Origin of the sequence: Lacrimispora xylanolytica (assembly GCF_026723765.1) — a bacterium.
Taxonomy (GTDB): domain Bacteria; phylum Bacillota; class Clostridia; order Lachnospirales; family Lachnospiraceae; genus Lacrimispora; species Lacrimispora xylanolytica.
This window is the reverse complement of the sequence record NZ_CP113524.1, coordinates 410,718-427,774: the sequence shown is the minus strand read 5'-3', so window position 1 is coordinate 427,774 and position 17,057 is coordinate 410,718. Positions and strand designations below refer to the sequence as shown.

The 17,057-nt window shown below is 41.5% G+C and carries 17 protein-coding genes; 3 read left to right on the top strand and 14 right to left on the bottom strand.

Features of this window, described 5'->3' with window-relative positions:
* Positions 1-281: 281 nt before the first annotated feature.
* The 3 genes from OW255_RS02080 to OW255_RS02070 all read right to left on the bottom strand — a co-directional run bounded on the left by OW255_RS02080 (position 282) and on the right by OW255_RS02070 (position 2,966).
* On the bottom strand, positions 282-1,289 hold the full coding sequence (locus OW255_RS02080; protein ID WP_024837554.1) for a penicillin-binding transpeptidase domain-containing protein: 1,008 nt from the start codon (positions 1,287-1,289) through the stop codon (positions 282-284).
* A 225-nt stretch (positions 1,290-1,514) separates the two neighbouring features.
* Positions 1,515-2,309 (bottom strand): P-loop NTPase family protein, encoded by a 795-nt coding sequence (locus tag OW255_RS02075; RefSeq protein ID WP_024837555.1) that lies wholly within the window; start codon positions 2,307-2,309, stop codon positions 1,515-1,517.
* 246 nt (positions 2,310-2,555) lie between these two features.
* Positions 2,556-2,966: a VOC family protein gene (locus OW255_RS02070; RefSeq protein ID WP_035317700.1), complete on the bottom strand. Its 411-nt coding sequence runs from the start codon at positions 2,964-2,966 to the stop codon at positions 2,556-2,558.
* 758 nt (positions 2,967-3,724) lie between these two features.
* On the opposite strand from OW255_RS02070, the gene OW255_RS02065 reads away from it, so the two are divergent.
* The 3 genes from OW255_RS02065 (at position 3,725) to OW255_RS02055 (ending at position 6,153) form a co-directional block, all read left to right on the top strand.
* Entirely contained in the window at positions 3,725-4,105 is a 381-nt protein-coding gene (locus OW255_RS02065; RefSeq protein ID WP_024837558.1) for an RrF2 family transcriptional regulator, read from the top strand.
* Positions 4,106-4,200: 95 nt separating this feature from the next.
* Entirely contained in the window at positions 4,201-4,803 is a 603-nt protein-coding gene (locus OW255_RS02060; RefSeq protein WP_268115461.1) for a class I SAM-dependent methyltransferase, read from the top strand.
* 3 nt (positions 4,804-4,806) lie between these two features.
* Positions 4,807-6,153 carry an MATE family efflux transporter gene (locus OW255_RS02055; protein WP_268115460.1) on the top strand — a complete coding sequence of 449 codons (1,347 nt, stop codon included), beginning with the start codon at positions 4,807-4,809 and terminating at the stop codon, positions 6,151-6,153.
* A gap of 77 nt (positions 6,154-6,230) precedes the next feature.
* Here OW255_RS02055 and rlmD read toward each other — a convergent pair whose 3' ends face one another.
* The 11 genes from rlmD to OW255_RS02000 form a co-directional block, all read right to left on the bottom strand.
* On the bottom strand, positions 6,231-7,595 hold the full coding sequence (gene rlmD / locus OW255_RS02050; RefSeq protein WP_268115459.1) for a 23S rRNA (uracil(1939)-C(5))-methyltransferase RlmD: 1,365 nt from the start codon (positions 7,593-7,595) through the stop codon (positions 6,231-6,233).
* A gap of 212 nt (positions 7,596-7,807) precedes the next feature.
* A complete protein-coding gene (locus OW255_RS02045; protein WP_268115458.1) occupies positions 7,808-9,484 on the bottom strand; it encodes a DEAD/DEAH box helicase in 1,677 nt (558 codons plus the stop codon).
* Positions 9,485-9,706: 222 nt separating this feature from the next.
* Positions 9,707-10,174, bottom strand: a complete 468-nt coding sequence (locus tag OW255_RS02040) for a GNAT family N-acetyltransferase (RefSeq protein WP_268115457.1) — start codon at positions 10,172-10,174, stop codon at positions 9,707-9,709.
* A gap of 123 nt (positions 10,175-10,297) precedes the next feature.
* Complete coding sequence (locus OW255_RS02035) at positions 10,298-10,897, bottom strand: cytidylate kinase-like family protein (RefSeq protein WP_268115456.1); 600 nt, start codon at positions 10,895-10,897, stop codon at positions 10,298-10,300.
* A 15-nt stretch (positions 10,898-10,912) separates the two neighbouring features.
* On the bottom strand, positions 10,913-11,575 hold the full coding sequence (locus OW255_RS02030) for an amino acid ABC transporter permease (RefSeq protein ID WP_024837564.1): 663 nt from the start codon (positions 11,573-11,575) through the stop codon (positions 10,913-10,915).
* Positions 11,572-12,303 (bottom strand): amino acid ABC transporter permease, encoded by a 732-nt coding sequence (locus OW255_RS02025; RefSeq protein ID WP_024837565.1) that lies wholly within the window; start codon positions 12,301-12,303, stop codon positions 11,572-11,574. The genes OW255_RS02030 and OW255_RS02025 overlap by 4 nt, the downstream gene beginning before the upstream one ends.
* Positions 12,304-12,327: 24 nt before the next feature.
* Positions 12,328-13,203, bottom strand: coding sequence for a transporter substrate-binding domain-containing protein (locus OW255_RS02020; RefSeq protein WP_268115455.1), 876 nt, complete (start codon positions 13,201-13,203; stop codon positions 12,328-12,330).
* Between the two features lie 43 nt (positions 13,204-13,246).
* Positions 13,247-13,978 (bottom strand): amino acid ABC transporter ATP-binding protein, encoded by a 732-nt coding sequence (locus OW255_RS02015; RefSeq protein ID WP_024837567.1) that lies wholly within the window; start codon positions 13,976-13,978, stop codon positions 13,247-13,249.
* Between the two features lie 175 nt (positions 13,979-14,153).
* On the bottom strand, positions 14,154-15,134 hold the full coding sequence (locus tag OW255_RS02010) for an ABC transporter ATP-binding protein (protein WP_268115454.1): 981 nt from the start codon (positions 15,132-15,134) through the stop codon (positions 14,154-14,156).
* Positions 15,135-16,154 carry an ABC transporter ATP-binding protein gene (locus tag OW255_RS02005; RefSeq protein WP_268115453.1) on the bottom strand — a complete coding sequence of 340 codons (1,020 nt, stop codon included), beginning with the start codon at positions 16,152-16,154 and terminating at the stop codon, positions 15,135-15,137.
* Between the two features lie 15 nt (positions 16,155-16,169).
* Positions 16,170-17,054 (bottom strand): ABC transporter permease, encoded by an 885-nt coding sequence (locus OW255_RS02000; protein ID WP_268115452.1) that lies wholly within the window; start codon positions 17,052-17,054, stop codon positions 16,170-16,172.
* Positions 17,055-17,057: the final 3 nt, after the last annotated feature.

Here is a 17,057-nt window from a genome sequence, read left to right as displayed (position 1 = left end):
CAGCCATACAGTACTCTTGGCATGAACGAAAAAATACTTATGTCAAGTTATAGTTATAGTTATAAATAAACTGCAACCCCAGCGCTTCATTTCTTCTAAGGCCCGTATCGGAAAAACCAGCTTTTCTATAAAGATTTTGGGCAGTCGGGCAGGTATATTTGCATGGTTAACGACAAGAACTATGGCTAAAGCCCTTAGCTTACACTATTTTACACCCGCTATATTGAGATATACAATAGGCTTTTTATATTTAGTGATTAAATTAATTCCAATTTTTGAATCTATGGTTCTGAATAATAGTTATCAATTATATTCAGTGCTATTTCTTTTGCCTTTGGTCCCCATGAGTCCTTTCTGTTTTCCTCGGTTAAATGCACTGCGAAGTAGTATCTTTCACCATTTTTATCAAACATACCTACAAACCAGCCTTTACCATTTTTTCCTGAACCTGTTTTTCCGTAGATAGAGAGCCTTTCATCTTTCTGAATTAGCATCACCTCTTTGAGAATATTGATATTCCTTTCAGAAAAATTGGTCTTGCCCTCAAAAATCTTTGCCATGGTATCTACCTGCTCTTTGGGGGAAATCTTTAATGAGGATTCTAACCAAAATCCATTCAACGCAGGCATAGAATTCGCTCCACTGCCCTCCCATTCGCTGATGTCACAATTTCCGTAATCTAATTGATCAAGCCAGTTTTGGACCTCACTATGGCCAACACGGTCTATGACTTTTCGATAGTACCATACACAGGATTCTTTAAATGCATCCTTTAAGTTTAAATCTTGATTCCATTTTTCATTGGAATATTTGGTTCCATCATATCCCATGGTCGTATTGATGGAATTTAAAACACCAGTTTCTAATCCCATTAAAGTTGAAATAATTTTAAAGGTGGAGTAAGGCGATGACTGTTCTTTGCATAACTCTTGATTATACATATAGTATGTATTTTTAGTGCTGTTGAAAAAGACAGCACAACCTTTGAAGTTGTCAAAGCAATCCGTATAGTCCACGGCTTCCATTACTGGTGCAGCTTTCGTAACCTCCATATCATTGGGAGATGTTTGCTTTTCTATTGAGGTATCCTGAGAAGTTGTGATTGCAGGAGTATCTGATACTGATGTGGTATCCTCAGATTTCACTTTATTGTTGGTATCGTTTGCTTTATTACAGCCAATACAGCTTAAACAAAGTATTAATGTTAAAAGATAAAAAATACTCATTTTAACAACCGTACCTTTTTGCAAACTCCATTTTTCTGTTTTTTTAACATTTGATATTTTCATATTGAATCCCCCTCATACAATGTTTGTAGCTTAATATTACATTTGTAATATATAAGGGATTTTATCATAATATTCATATATTTTCTACTGTTATAATAAATTCCATGTAAAAAAGCGTTGGATTAAACCAACGCCCACCCTTTCAAATATTACTTTTCCCCTATAGCAAACAGTCTCCATATACTATGAAAGCTGTCTTATACACTACATGGTAAACATATTATGCTATTCTTCCATTTTATTTATAACATCATTTATATCATAAATCTTGGCAGGTAAAATGATCGAATACCCTTCCATTATCTCTTTTATAATTCTCACTTCAAGATTCATACGTCTTTTATAATGCGCGACAATGTCTGATATATCCGAAAATCCAAATTTCTTACCATAAGGTGACTCATTTAAATATCTCATCACAAGAGGGTACCACATCTCCACGCCGTTTTCATCGGAACGCTCTTTTTTAATCTTCAAAATATTACTTTTTATATCATCAGAGTAGAGATAGAGCAATACAAAATTCTTTTGCTTGATAATCTCAAATATCTCGCTATAAAAACCGATGATTTCTTCCTCTGTCTTGCAATAGAATAATATGAGTTCTTCTATAATATTTTGAAATAAAGAGCACTCAAACAGATTTCCTGTTCCTTGAAATTTTTGTAATCGGCTCATTATTATGCCTTGAAAGTCATCAAATGACCGCTTTCCATTATAGATTTCATACTGCTCCATATAATGATGAAACCCTTTTACATCCGTGACAATTTGCGTATATTCTACAATAAAATGATTATCTTCTTTTTTTGTATGCTTTTCTATCTCTGGCACTAAATCAGGAAATCTTACGAGAGATTGCTGATATTCTTCCTCTGTCATATAGCTGCACCATGCCAGCTCAACTGGAGAAATATCTCCTTCTAAATACATATGGTATCCATTGAGTTTTTCATATAGTGATTTCATCAATGTTGATTTACCGGACCCCTGTATTCCTTCTATAAAAATATTTTTCATATTAACCCCCAATTAAGTAATGCTTCTGATGGACAGGTAAGCAGGTATTACAGATAAATTGTTAAGAGAAAGACTCATGATCTACCATATCAAGCATCTTATTAATATAACGTACCGCCTTACCCAGCACTTCATCTAAAATCATATAACTACTTTCCTCAAAATCAATGATTTCCAGATTACTTACTTGTTATATAGATAAGAGTGCACATAAATAGAGCCTTTGTAATAGTACGATTCTCCAATTTACCCTTCACTCCTACTGCCTATCTCAAGTAGGTTCCCCTCCGGATCGGCAACATAAAAGTTTCGTATGCCGAAAGGATAGGTTATGGGTTCTCCAGTCGGAAACTTTGCGCCTAGCTTTAATAGTCGCTTATATTCCGCATCCACATCGGCAAAACAGGGCAGCCAAAGAGCAATTTCAAATGTCTGATTAATCCCTTTTGGAGGAACGTAGCTCTCCCCTATTGCCTGCACAAATGCTTTCCTGCTATACATGAACAAGGATAGCTCACCGCTAGCCGTTTCAAACTCTGCGAAATCCCCACCAGCCCATTGAGTATCAAATCCCAATGTATCTCTGTAAAATCGAACCATGCTGTCCATGTCGCTGGCATATAGACAAGCGCCTACTCTTACATTTTTTCCGTTCATTATCATCCATCTCCTTTAAAATTATATATTTAATTGAAAAACAGATTGTTTTATCTAACTTTCTAAAGCTAATTCACCTTAATACTGATTAATAATATCTTACATCAGTTTATATATTTAAGCAAATTTTAGATATTCTCATTTAAAAATACCTACTTTTAATTCTGGTCATAAGTGTGCCTACATGGTTCATTTTATCACTCCATTATAAGATTAGTCAGTATCTGCTTATCTGTTTTACCAAGGCTTGAACATAACAGTTCACTGTATTATATATATTGCGCAAGAGCTTGAATTCCTTTGGAAATCTGAGCCTCGTTCGCATTGCCAAACCTCATAATAAGGCTGTCATTATACTGATCTTTGCGAATGGTGTATCGCTCGGCTGGGTAGAATTTGATACGATGCTCCTCACGCTCCATTACAGTCAAAGAATCAACATTTCGTCCTGGCCAAGTTGCAATAAGCTGCAAACCCGCAGCATCACCCTATATTTGAACCTTTTCTCCGAACGTATCCGTCAACCCATGAATCAGGTGAGTTCTTTGCAATATGTGACGTTTTAAATACCCTTCGTTCATAAATCGAGCCAATGTCAATTGTGATAAGACAGGACACTGCACATCGACTGTACGTTTAAGCTGCACAATCGATTCTACCAACTCTTGTGGGGCTACAAATTATTATTGACACAGCAATATCTATCATGTATAATCACAGATAAATACAGTCTATATTATCTTTAAGGAGGAGCTATTATGAAATATACGAAGGCAACAAATTATGCTTTGCATATAATAGCCTATTTCGTTAAACAAGAAGGCAAAGACAATTTAAGTCTTCAGCCTTTAGCTAGTCACATGGATATATCACCTACCTACCTGTCCAAGATACTAACTCAATTGGTCAAGGCTAACCTTATTCAATCTACGCCTGGAGTAAACGGAGGTTATAGCCTTAGGAAACCTAAGACTGATATAAGCTTTTATGACGTCATTCAAGCCATTGAAGGCAGTGGCGCACTTTTTACTTGTGAGATGGACGAGAATCGCGATTGTCAGATAGAAAAGGTTATGAGAGACGCCGAAGAGAAAATGGTCAATCACCTTAAAGAAAAACATATTTATGACATCGTATAAAAAATGAGTTAGAAAAAAGGCAGCTGCAACTGCTCATTTTTTACCACAATTATAGATATTTACAGTCTGTATTATATATAAAAGGAGGTAACATTATGAATCACATGCATCATTATAACGAATCAGATGAAAAATTTGCAAACAAAATTGCTTTTTTAGATAGCAGGCAAAGGGAGTATCTTATATCACCAGAGACACTTATTAGACAAATGCCAATTCAAAATGAACATACTTTGCTCGATGTTGGTGCCGGCTCAGGTTTTTTTACAATTCCTATGGCAGAAAACACATCCGGCAAAGTGTACGCAGTGGATCCTGATAGACGTATGCTCAGTGTTATAGAAGAAAAGGCCAAGGAAAAAGGGCTTACTAATATTGAACTGATTCAGGATTCTATTGAAAACTTAAGCATTCAAAATAACAGTATTGATTTTGTTATGGCCTCTTTAATACTTCACGAAGTAAGTTCACTCGCAAAAGCGCTCTCTAGTATATTTGACGTGCTAAAAACAGGAGGACACTTGTTATGTCTGGAGTATGAAAAGGACGACTTAATTATCAATGGTCCACCAATGTCCATTCGAATTGGCTCAGAGCAACTCGAAAAAGCTTTGTCATTGATTGGCTTTAAAATTTTGAAAACCACTAAAATTAATGATGCCATATATACTGTTTTAGCTGTTAAGAAGGAGAAATAAAATATGGAATCAAATACTGATTCTCTCATTACCATGCCAGTCAGTAGACTTTTACTCAAATATTCACTTCCCGCTATTGCTGGTATGATTATTAATTCCTTATATAATTTAGTTGATAGAATATTTGTTGGCAGAATTGGTAGTCTTGCCATGACCGGAATAGGATTGAGTTTACCATTTATGATGATGCTATCCGCCGTAAGTTCCTTAGTTGGAATAGGAGCTTCAGCACTCATTTCTATTAAGTTAGGAGAAAATAATAAGGATGAAGCCAAAGACATACTTGGCAATGCCATAACATTGCTTGTTGGTTTAATGCTTCTCATGACATTTTTAGGACTGACGTTTAAAATTCCTATACTGAAAGCATTTGGTGCCAGTGATGCAACTATGCCTTATGCACTGGATTATATGATCCTAATTCTCTATGGTTCTGTATTTCAAGGCATTGGAACAGGACTAATAAATGTGATAAGAGCTGCAGGACATCCTCTCAAATCAATGGTGATTGTGCTTATTGGAACACTCACTAATATTATTTTGGATCCGCTTCTCATTTTCACTCTTGATATGGGCATCTCTGGTGCGGCTTGGGCAACAATCATCGCACAACTCGTAACAGCCATCATGGTTATACATCACTTCCTCAGTAAAAAGAGTCAAATAAGAATTGAAATGAATAAATTAAAGCTCCATTTCGTGACTATAAAATCGATACTCAGCATTGGATTTGCTCCATTCGCTATGCAGTTATCTTCAGTTGTTGTCAGTATCATATCCAACAACGCACTTAAAACATATGGCGGTGACGTAGCCATAGGTGCAATGACCATAATCAACTCTGTGATGGTTCTGTTTCTTATGTCTGCTATGGGTATCACGCAAGGTGCTGCACCAATTATAGGCTTTAATTTTGGCGCCAAACGCTTTGACAGAGTTAGACAGGTATTAATACTGGAACTGGCTGCTGTTTCTTCAGTCTGCACAATCACATTTATACTTGTTCAGGCTTTTCCTGTAATGCTTTCAAGTATCTTTACCCGTGAACCAGACCTTATTTCAAAGGCAAGTACCGGAATGCGTCTGTTTTTACTCATGCTTCCGCTTATAAGTGCTCAAATAGTAGGAGCAAGCTACTTTCAAGCTATTGGTGAAGCAAAAAAGGCAACATTTTTAGGACTTTTAAGACAAGTATTTTTACTGATACCTCTACTGCTTATTTTACCTAATTTCTTAGGATTAAATGGTGTATGGGGAGCTGGTGCTCTGTCTGACCTTATCTCTAGCCTTGTTGCCATGGTCTCTTTAAAATTGGCATTCAACACATTGAAGAAACTCCAAAATGAATAGCTTTCAAAAGAAATTGAAAATATAATTGATAACTTGCATAGCTAATCCTTGAATTGCTATAAATTCAAGGATTTAGCTCATACAAGAGTTAATAATGCCACCGTCTCCACATGTCCAGAATGCGGAAACATATCACACCCTCTAACCCTACTAAGCTCATACCCTCTCTCCGCCAAATACTTCAAATCCCTTGCAAGAGTAGCAGAATCACAGCTCACATAAACCACCCGCTTCGGCCCCATCTTCACAATGGTATCAAGACACACCTCATCACACCCTTTTCTAGGCGGGTCAACCACAATCACGTCCGCATACACCTGATTCTTCTCAAACTGCTCCGGAAGTACTTCCTCGGCCTTCCCAACAAAGAACTCCACATTCTCCATACCATTTAATTTCGCATTCTCCCTGGCGTCCTCAATGGCCTGAGGCACGATCTCAACTCCATACACCTTTTTCGCCTTCTGAGCCAAAAACAGTGATATAGTTCCAATGCCACAATATAGATCCCAAACCGTTTCCCCACCAGTAAGCCCGGCATATTCAAGGGCTGTACCATAAAGCTTCTCCGTCTGCACCGGATTAACCTGATAGAAGGAAAGAGGGGATATCCGATATTTCACATCTCCGATATAATCTGAAATATATCCAGGTCCGTAAAGGTTCTCCACCTGATTTCCCATAATCACATTGGTCTTTTCCCGATTGACACTATAAGAAATGCTGGTCATACCCGGAATCTTTAAAAGCTCCTCTACCAGCTCTTCCTGATGAGGCAGGCTCTTTCCATTAATCACCTGACAGACCATCAGCTCCCCGGTCTTAAATCCTTTCCGAATCAGCGTATGGCGAATAAGCCCCTTATGAGTTTCCTCATCATAAAGGCGAAGTCCAAACCGCTCCATATGAGCCTTAATTATCTTAAGAATATCCTCATTCTCTTCTATTCCCAGCAAGCAATCCTCACACCCAATGATAGAGTGAGTACGTCCTGCATAAAATCCAGTGATAATATTGTCTTCCTTATCCATTCCCCATGGAAACTGTGCTTTGTTCCGGTATCTCCACGGCTCGTCCATTCCAATAATAGGAAGCATGGGAATCTCAGTAAATCCACCAATCCTAGTCAAGTTATTGTATATCTTTCTTTCCTTAAATGTAAGCTGCTCCTTATAATCCATGGCCTGAAGCTGACACCCTCCGCATTGCCTTGCGACCGGGCACTTTGGTTCCACACGGTTTTTAGACGGTTCCAGGATTCTCTCCATCCTTGCAAAGCCATAGGACTTCTTGGTCTTCATAGCCTTTGCTTCTACCCTGTCTCCGATTACTGTATCTTTAATAAACCAGGTAAAGCCATCGGTCTTACCGATTCCTTCCCCGGTCTCGCTGATATCTTCAATGACTGTTTCGAACTTGTCATTTTTCTTCCACTCTGACATAACATCCTCCATCTTGACACGTTTGCCATAGAAGCCTGTAAGCTTCCAACACCGGCATTTTAGATTATTTCATGTACACCTATTGTATCTTTTTTTTCATCAGTACGCAAGAAAACCTTTTTCCCAGTATTGTAAAGAAAGAAGGAGACAAAAAAAGAACGAAACATACCAGGAAAGGCTACGCCTTTCCTTCCTGCTCCGCTCCCGAAAATTTATTTGCCTTTTCCGTTGGCTTTTTCCATATGGATATTTTTTCCTTTGATCTTTACATCTTTCATGGCTTTTAATACAATGTCCGCATTTTCTCTAGGAACTTCTACGAAGGTGTATTTGTCATACATGTCGATGCTTCCCACCATTTTACCTGGCATACCGGATTCTCCGGCGATGGCTCCAAGGATATCACCTGGCTTCACGTTCTGGTTCTTGCCGATGTTGATGAAGAGACGAGCCATGTCTTCTCTTTCTCTGGAGGAATCGCCTCTGCCGCCGCGTCCGCCGTTGCTTCTGCCACGACCACGTCCGCTGTTGCCGCCAAAATAGCCATCCAGCTCATCAAGGGAACGAGGTTCTCTTGTATCGATGATATCTTCGTTCTCTTCGCCCATCAATTTTCTAAGAAGAGCTGCTGCTAAATCCAGAGAGGTGTAATCCTCTTCCAGAAGCTTCTTTTCAATGATGTTTACCATGTTACTTAAATCAGTCTCACCGATGGTACCAGCAACGCTCTCTAAAATCTTATCAACCTTAATGGCTGTTACGTCATTTAAAGAAGGAATGGCCTGAGGTACGATCTTGGTCTTGCAGTAACGCTGAATGTCGCGGAGCTTGTAAACTTCCTTGCCTACAACAAAGCTGAATGCAATACCTTCTCTGTTCGCACGTCCGGTACGGCCGATTCTGTGTACATAATACTCATCGTCCTGGGGAAGGTCGTAATTGAATACCGCTTCTACGTCGTCTACGTCGATTCCACGGGCTGCAACGTCTGTAGCCACAAGGATCTCTGTCTTACCGTTACGGAAGCTGTTCATGACCCTGTCACGCTGTATCTGCTTTAAGTCACCATGAAGACCTTCTGCAAAATAACCGCGGCCCTGAAGGGACTGAACCAGCTCATCTACCTGCTTTTTGGTATTACAGAAAGCAACGGAAAGCTTTGGTGCGTACATATCAAGAAGACGGCACATAACTTCTACCTTGCTCTTTGGTTTTACTTCATAGTAATACTGGGTTACTTTCGGAACGGTCAGTTCTTTTTTTACCACTTTCACAGTTACCGGCTCCTGCTGGAACTTTCTTGCGATTTCCATAATAGCTGGAGGCATGGTAGCGGAGAACATAACAGTCTGGCGTTCTTCCGGAAGCTGGCTTAAGATGGTTTCCATGTCTTCTAAGAATCCCATGTTCAGCATCTCGTCAGCCTCATCCATAACAACGGTATGAACAAAATCAAACTTAACGGTCTTGCGGCGCATATGGTCCATCACACGGCCTGGAGTACCGATAATGATCTGTGTACCGTCTTTTAAGGAACGGATCTGCTTCACAATATCCTGTCCGCCGTAAATTGGAAGAACTTTTACGCCATGCATATATTTTGAAAGCTTACGGATTTCATCTGCTACCTGGATAGCAAGCTCTCTCGTAGGGCAGAGAGCAACCGCCTGAAGCTTTTTAACCTTAGGGTCTATTTTCTGTAACATAGGAATACCAAAGGCTGCTGTTTTGCCGGTACCAGTCTGAGCCTGACCGACGATATCTCTTCCTTCCAACTGCACCGGAATTGCCTGGGCCTGGATAGGAGATGCCTCTTCGAATCCCATATCTGCTACAGCCCGCAGAATTCTTTCATCTAACTGTAATTCTTCAAATCTAACTGTTTCCATAAATGATTAATTCCTTTCTCATGGCCTGCCGGGTTCCCATGTTGCCGACGGCCGCACACACACACTTTCGCAAACAAAACGAGAGGTAACAGGCACGTTTCAGACCTTCATCCTCTCGTTTCACACAAATGTAAACTATAGCAGATTTTTTTTTCAGTGTCAAGGAGTGATGGTTACATTTCCTTGTCTTATTTCAGAAACAGTGGAAACTACAAATATTTGTCAAATTGATATTTTTTTCTCAAAGCAGACAGATTCCGTTCTGTTTTCATAATGACCGTAGTTTGGAATGATCTGATATCCATTTCTTAGATAAAAGGATATGGCCGTTTCATTGACCTTGCGGGTTTCTAAACGGAACACCTGATACCCCATCTCCCTGGCCTGGCATTCCAGATAGGATAATATCTGGTTTCCAGCTCCCACTCCTTTTACCTTTGCATACATACGCTTAACCTCAGCAGTCCTTTCATCCATAGGACGAAAGGCACCGCAGCCAACGGGCATGCCACTTTCATCCCTGGCAATTACGAACATGGCTCTATCCTTGCATACATCGTTTGGGTCAAAGGAATTTCTTCCACCGCTTCCCGTAATATCTTTAAGCGTCTTAGATAGCTCCGCCATCAAATGAATGGCCTCTTCTGAAAATGGACTGGTCGGCGCCATCGTAATATGTTTTCCATTCATAACAAATCTCCTCTGGTGAACCACTGGTAAACAGCTATAAATAATTAATAGCCCCTTGAAAAAGAATCAGGTTTCATCCTTTTCTTTTTCAAAGGGCTATTTAAATAGGAAACTTCTCCCATTTTATTCTTCCCCAAAAAGCTGACGGACCACACCAGCAATGAGCTGTGCCGTACCTGTCACTCCAAGGAGAGAGGAATCAATCATAAGGTTGGTATGCTCCGGATTGTTGGGAAGATATCCGGCATATTTTTTATGATAAGTATTTCTTGCTTTGTCCACGGACTGAATCATTCGCTTGGCCTCACTGACCGTCATTCCTAAGGAATTGACGCAGTTTTCAATCCGCTTCTGATATGGAGCATAAATAAATATATTGATGTTGTTCTTTTGATTCTCTAAGATGTGATTGGAGCATCTTCCTACCAGGATACAGCTTTCCTTTTTTGCAAGATCCAAAATGATGTCCTTTTGCACATCAAAAATGATATCCTGCATATAGTCCTCATCCGTCCCCAATGGAAACATATGGGAAAACAACAGATGCTTGGACTTTTCCTCTTCATCACTTATGGTGGAAACTGGAAGCTTTAACTTTTTTGCCACCTCTTCCACAATATCACGGTCGTAAAACTTCACTCCCAGTTCTTTGGAAAGCTCCCTTGCAATGGGACCTCCCATACTTCCAAACTCACGGGCAATCGTGATTGTAAACTTTTTCATTCAAAAAGTTCCTCCCTAACCAGTTACTATGGTTTTCTGATAACGCCTTACTACCGTGCTTAACGCAAAGCAGATGGTAAAATAGCAAAGGGCTTCGAAGGCAAACAGCATCATCATGCCCCGTACATCGTAAATGCTTCCAAGTACAACGGAACTGTTTCTCATAAATTCTGCAACGTCCACCATCTTTAAGAAGGAGGTATCTTTAATGATTGTAATGACCTGGCTTAAAAGCGCAGGAATGACCTTCTTATAAGTCTGGGGAAGTATAATGTACCAGAGAGTCTTTATAAATCCAAAGCCCTGAGACTGGGCGCTTTCAAACTGGCCCTTGGGAATGGAGTTTAACCCTCCTCTGATGATCTCTGCCATAACAGCAGAAGTAAAGAGCGAAATAGCAAACACCGATACTCCTACTTTATTCCCTTTCACCGTAAAATAGATCCAAAGAATCCACAACAGGTTTGGGGTACAGCGGAAAAATTCTGTATAGATCGCAACCAGCACGCCTGCCCATTTCCATTTGCCGGAAGCATAGGTCCGGATCAGAGCGAATATGGTACCAAAAATCATACTGATAATGGTAGCCAGGATTGCGATAAGAACCGTCATCTGTAATCCCTTAAACATAAAGATTACATTAGCCGGGGTAAAAATCTGGTGAAATAATTCTATCATGCGACCTCCTCATCTGCTGTAATCTCAAGCCTTTTTGCAGTCGGAAGCCTCATAGAACGAATCTCCAGATAGCGGGCAAGTCTTGCCAGCGGGAAACAGATGATAAAGTACATAACCGCACTGGTAAAGTATGCCTGAGCAAAGTAGCCTCGCTCGGAACCCCAGGAATCGGTAAAATACATGAGATCCATACCAGCCACCATGGCCAGAATGGAGGTGTTCTTTACTAGTCCTAGAGCCTGATTGGCAAGAGGCGGCAGGATAATCTTTATGGTCTGAGGCAAAATGATGTGATACATGGTCTCCAGATAAGAAAACCCCTGAGAAGATGCTGCCTCAGACTGTCCCTTCGGTATGGCTTCGATTCCGGTTCTTATGACCTCAGAGATGTAGGCACCATGGTAGATTCCAACACCGATGACGCCCAGGATAAACTTGGGCATACGAAATCCGGAACTGGAAAAGAGCATGGGCAGGATAGAATAATAGCACACCACCTGAAGAGCCAGAGGCGTATTCTGTATGAATTCCACGTAAATTCGTGAAAGAATCCGAAACGGTTTGAATTTTGCCGTAGAAAGCAGACCAAATACCACTCCAAGGGCAAGCGCAAGCGCAAGCCCAACAAGTGATATTTTAAGGGTCATAAGAAAGCCTGGTATATAATATTCGGGAAATGCCTGAAACAGGGCATTCCAGCGTTTTGTATCAAAAAGACCTTTAATCATGTCAATTTTCCTTTACATCACAGCTTACTGTAATTCCCATTTATCCTGAAGCTTCTTCATGGAGCCGTCAGAAATCATGGAAGTAACTTTCTCTTCTACTAATGCTGCAAGACCTGTGTTTTCCTTTGCAGATGCAACGCCGTAATCCTGCTCAGCAAAACGATCCTCTAAGATATGGTTCTTATCATTTACATAGCCGGATAAGATGGCACGGTCAACGGAGAAGCAGTCGATCTGCTTGGTTGCCAGAGCCTGAGCAAGTGCTGGGTAACCATCAAATTCCTGGAACTGAGGTTTTACCTTTAAGCCCTTTTCGTCGATATACTTTAAAGTCATCTCTTTTGTATTTGCAGACTGAGCAATTCCTACAACCTTACCGTCAAGACCCTCGATGGAAGTGATGCCGGAATCCTTATTAACTAAAAGACCAACTGCATCGGTATAGTATGGTGTAGAGAAGTTATAAGTTTCTTTTCTCTCATCTGTGATGGTAAAAGTAGCAATAACAAGATCGATTTCCCCGTTCTCTAAGAGAGGTCCTCTTGTTTTTGCGGTAACGCCCTGGAACGCAACCAGTTTTTTCTCTTTTGCTTCGTCAGCGGTACATCCGAAGATTTTTCCTGCAATCTCATAAGCAATATCATCTTCAAATCCTTCGTACTCACCTGTGGCAGTATTTTGAAGGCTGAATTTAGGAATATCGGATTTACAACCAACCTTTAAGGTTCCCCGGTCAATAATTTTCTGAACGTCAGCGGCTGCACCGTCTCCTGCTTTCGCAGTCTCCCCTGCCTTTGTAGTCTCAGCGGCTGTGGTTGTCGTCTCCGGTTTAGAACCGCAGGCGGTAATGGAAGCCACCATAGCAAGTGTAAGTGCAAGTGATAACATCTTTTTCATCATATCTGTTTCCTCCTAGATCTTTAAATTATATTAAACAAACACCCTAATGCAGGATCTTGCTTAAGAACGCTTTGGTTCTTTCATGTTCCGGGCACTCAAAGAAATGCTCTGGTGTGCCCTCTTCAAGAATATACCCGCCATCCATGAAAATTACTCGGTCCGCCACCTGACGGGCAAAGCCCATCTCATGGGTCACGCAGATCATCGTAATATTTTCCTGTGCCAGCTCTACCATAACGCTTAAAACCTCCTGCACCATCTCAGGGTCAAGGGCAGAAGTAGGCTCATCAAACAGAATGAGTGGCTGTTTGGTGCATAAGGCTCTTGCAATGGCAACTCTCTGCTGCTGTCCGCCGGAAAGCTGAACTGGATAATTACCAGCCTTTTCCTTAAGGCCAACTCGTTCCAGGCAATTTAAAGCAATCTTTTTTGCCTCTTCTTTGGGAACATGCTGCAGCTTGATGGGTGCCAGGGTAAGATTTTCTAAGACGGTAAGATGGGGATATAAATTAAATTGCTGAAAGACCATGGATGAATACTTTTTTGCCATTTCCAGATGATTCTTTTTTGTTACTTCCGTGCCTGCTACTGTAATTTTGCCGCTTGTGGGCTCCTCTAGGTAGTTGATGCACCGGATAAAGGTGGACTTTCCAGAACCGGAAGGACCTATAATAACAAGCTTCTCACCTTCCTTCACCGTCAGGCTGATATCCTTTAAAACTTCAAGGTCTCCGAAGTTCTTTTTTAAGTTTTCGACTTTCACCATATCTGGCATATTTTCATCTCCTTTCTGTGTAAAAGACTGCGAATATGCAAAAAAACGCCTAAGGGTAAATACTCTTAAGCGTCTTCGCTTAGTTTTGTTCTTTAATTGTTGTTATTATAAAAAGTTTTGTTTAAAAAGTCAAGAATTATTTTTCTAAGGTTTCTTCCTCATCCTACGTAAATTGTCAGATACAGGAGCATGCCACGTAATGCCCCGGAGATATTTCGCGCATGCCTGGAATGGATTCTTCACATTCTTTCTGAACGTCCATGCATCGGGTATGGAAGTGGCATCCGCCTGGTACATCCATGGGACTTGGGAGTTCTCCTGATAGCATAAGGCGGCTCGCCGCTCTTGCTGCCTTTGGATCAGCCACAGGAATGGCAGAAAGAAGGGCTTTCGTGTAAGGATGAAGAGGATTTTCATAGAGTTCATCACAATCTGCCACCTCTACCAGCCGCCCTAAATACATGACACCAATCCTGGTGGATATGTGACGCACCATGGACAAATCATGGGCAACGAAGAGGTAGGTAAGCCCTAATTCTTCCTGAAGATCTTCCAGCATATTCACCACCTGTGCCTGTATCGACACATCAAGAGCTGATATCGGTTCATCACAAAGAAGAAATTCTGGTTCCACGGAAAGTGCTCTGGCAATTCCGATTCTCTGACGCTGTCCACCGGAGAATTCGTATGCATACTTATGCATATCATCCGGTTTCATTCCCACCCTTTTTAAGAGTTCTTCGATTCTTCCATCCATTTCGCTGGCAGCCATCTTTCCTCCGGCCGTCAGGGACTCTTTGATGATTTCCCTTACATTTAAATGGGGATCAAGGGCTGAGTAGGGATCCTGGAAAATGATCTGCATCTGCTTATGGATAGGAAGAAGCTGTTTCCCCTTCCATCCAGTAATATCCTGACCCTTAAAATGGATGGAACCGCTGGTGGGATCATACATGCGGATGAGCGTCCGCCCAAGGGTTGATTTTCCACAGCCAGACTCCCCCACAAGACCAAAGGTCTCCCCTTTTCGGATGGCAAGATTGATGCCATCTACCGCCTTTACCTCTGCCTTTTTCCTCCCAAAAAAGTCCTTTTGGGGGAAGTATTTACACAAGTTTTTCGCTTCCAGAAGGATCTCCTGGTTATTCTGTTCCATTTACTCCACCTCCTGTTCCATGGCATTCAGCTCCTCGTCAGAAAAGATGCACAGAGCCCTCTGGGTGTCAGAATACACCCGGTACTGTGGTATGGCCTGATTACATGCTTCACAGGCGAATTTACACCGCTCGGCAAAGGGACAGCCAGGGGGAGGAGAAGCCAGGGATGGGGCCATTCCAGGAATGGCTTCCAGCCGCTCTCGGCTTCCTGACTGAGGCTTTGGAATAGCTCTTAAGAGGGCTTTTGTATAAGGATGTTTGGGAGCATAAAAGATTTCATCCGTCAGTCCCTCTTCCATAATAAGTCCGCCGTACATCACACAGATTCTGTGGCTTAAGCTTGCTACCACACCAAGGTCATGGGTAATCAGCACCACGCTCATTCCATTCTCTTCCTGAAGCTTCTTTAACAGTTCAAGGATCTGAGCCTGAATGGTCACATCAAGAGCTGTCGTAGGCTCATCTGCGATCAAAAGCTTTGGCAAACAACAAAGGGCCATGGCTATTAAAGCTCTCTGGCGCATTCCGCCGGAAAACTCGTGGGGATACTGCATAAGACGTTTTTCCGGAGAGGAAATTCCTACTTGCTTCAGCACTTCTATGGCCTCGTTATGGGCTTCTTTTCCGCTCATGTTACGGTGCCGTTTTAACACCTCCATAAGATGATATCCTATGGTTCTTAAAGGGTTTAAGGCTGTCATGGGATCCTGAAATACCATGGCAATTTCCTTTCCCCGTATCTTTCTTAGCTGCTCCGGCGTCATGGCAGTAAGCTCCCGGTCCAGGAACCGGATTTCATCTGCGGTAATTTCTGCATTGTCAGGCATCAGTCCCATGATTGATTTCATGAGAACGCTTTTTCCGCTTCCGGATTCTCCTACCACAGCAAGGATTTCCTTCTGCCCGACATGGAAGCTGACACCTCGTACTGCCTGCACCGATTTTCCATGGGTATGAAAAGTGGTGTGTACATTCCTGGCAGACAGGATTTCTTTATTTATATTGTTTGAATCTTCCACTTTTATTCCCTCACTTTATTCTTTCTCATCGTTCATGACCTTAGGCTCCACATAGACACGAAGTAAATTTCCAAGCTTATTAAAGCTAAAAATCGTTATTATGATTAAAAGCCCTGGTATTAAGGCCATGAAAAAGTTGTTCTGCATGGTTCCCTGGGCATCCTGAAGGAGACTGCCCCAGGAGGACATTGGCTGCTGGATTCCAACCCCTAAAAAGCTTAAGGAAGACTCTGTCATAATGGCATTTGCCATGCTGGTAGTGGCTGAGACGATGATGGTAGGAAATACTGCGGGGATAATATGGCGCAGAATAATAGTTAAAACACCGACTCCCGAAAACTTGGCGTATAGAACAAATTCCCTCTCTTTTAAAGAAAGAGTTTCCGCACGTACCAGCCTTGCAATCTCCATCCAGGTAAAGAGTCCGATTACAAGTATGATGGACTTAAGTCCCGGCTTTAAAAAGATGCTGACAACCGTTACTAAAATCATCCAGGGTATGGAGTGAAGCACGTCTACGATACGCATCAGTATGGCATCGATGATCCCACCGCAGAACCCGGAGATGGTTCCTACTGCAACGCCGATGGTAAGGCTTGTGAGCATGGCTAAAAATCCAACCAACAGGGAGACACGGCCTCCATAGATGACTCTTGCAAAATAATCTCTTCCCACCTCATCGGTACCAAACAGATGAGTAAAGGACGGAGATTTTAGCCGATTGATGACGTCCGTTGCATTAGGATCTACAGGAAGCAATGGGGCGATAAGGGCAAACAGGATGATAATCCCTAAGAGAATCAAGGAGAGTACTGCTGCCTTATCATGCTTTAATACAAGAATCACGCTGTCCATTCGAGTGGACCTGTTGTTATGTTTCATATTATCTTTCTTTCTCATTTG

Excerpts from the sequence above, each read along its gene's own strand:
- rlmD (WP_268115459.1), bottom strand. The coding sequence starts at position 7,595 with ATGTCAGAGTGGAAGAAAAATGACAAGTTCGAAACAGTCATTGAAGAT.
- OW255_RS02025 (WP_024837565.1), bottom strand. The coding sequence starts at position 12,303 with ATGATTAAAGGTCTTTTTGATACAAAACGCTGGAATGCCCTGTTTCAG.
- OW255_RS02040 (WP_268115457.1), bottom strand. The coding sequence starts at position 10,174 with ATGAATGGAAAACATATTACGATGGCGCCGACCAGTCCATTTTCAGAA.
- OW255_RS02030 (WP_024837564.1), bottom strand. The coding sequence starts at position 11,575 with ATGATAGAATTATTTCACCAGATTTTTACCCCGGCTAATGTAATCTTT.
- OW255_RS02055 (WP_268115460.1), top strand. The coding sequence starts at position 4,807 with ATGGAATCAAATACTGATTCTCTCATTACCATGCCAGTCAGTAGACTT.
- OW255_RS02065 (WP_024837558.1), top strand. The coding sequence starts at position 3,725 with ATGAAATATACGAAGGCAACAAATTATGCTTTGCATATAATAGCCTAT.
- OW255_RS02010 (WP_268115454.1), bottom strand. The coding sequence starts at position 15,134 with ATGGAACAGAATAACCAGGAGATCCTTCTGGAAGCGAAAAACTTGTGT.
- OW255_RS02035 (WP_268115456.1), bottom strand. The coding sequence starts at position 10,897 with ATGAAAAAGTTTACAATCACGATTGCCCGTGAGTTTGGAAGTATGGGA.
- OW255_RS02020 (WP_268115455.1), bottom strand. The coding sequence starts at position 13,203 with ATGATGAAAAAGATGTTATCACTTGCACTTACACTTGCTATGGTGGCT.
- OW255_RS02015 (WP_024837567.1), bottom strand. The coding sequence starts at position 13,978 with ATGCCAGATATGGTGAAAGTCGAAAACTTAAAAAAGAACTTCGGAGAC.
- OW255_RS02045 (WP_268115458.1), bottom strand. The coding sequence starts at position 9,484 with ATGGAAACAGTTAGATTTGAAGAATTACAGTTAGATGAAAGAATTCTG.
- OW255_RS02080 (WP_024837554.1), bottom strand. The coding sequence starts at position 1,289 with ATGAAAATATCAAATGTTAAAAAAACAGAAAAATGGAGTTTGCAAAAA.
- OW255_RS02000 (WP_268115452.1), bottom strand. The coding sequence starts at position 17,054 with ATGAGAAAGAAAGATAATATGAAACATAACAACAGGTCCACTCGAATG.
- OW255_RS02075 (WP_024837555.1), bottom strand. The coding sequence starts at position 2,309 with ATGAAAAATATTTTTATAGAAGGAATACAGGGGTCCGGTAAATCAACA.
- OW255_RS02060 (WP_268115461.1), top strand. The coding sequence starts at position 4,201 with ATGAATCACATGCATCATTATAACGAATCAGATGAAAAATTTGCAAAC.
- OW255_RS02070 (WP_035317700.1), bottom strand. The coding sequence starts at position 2,966 with ATGAACGGAAAAAATGTAAGAGTAGGCGCTTGTCTATATGCCAGCGAC.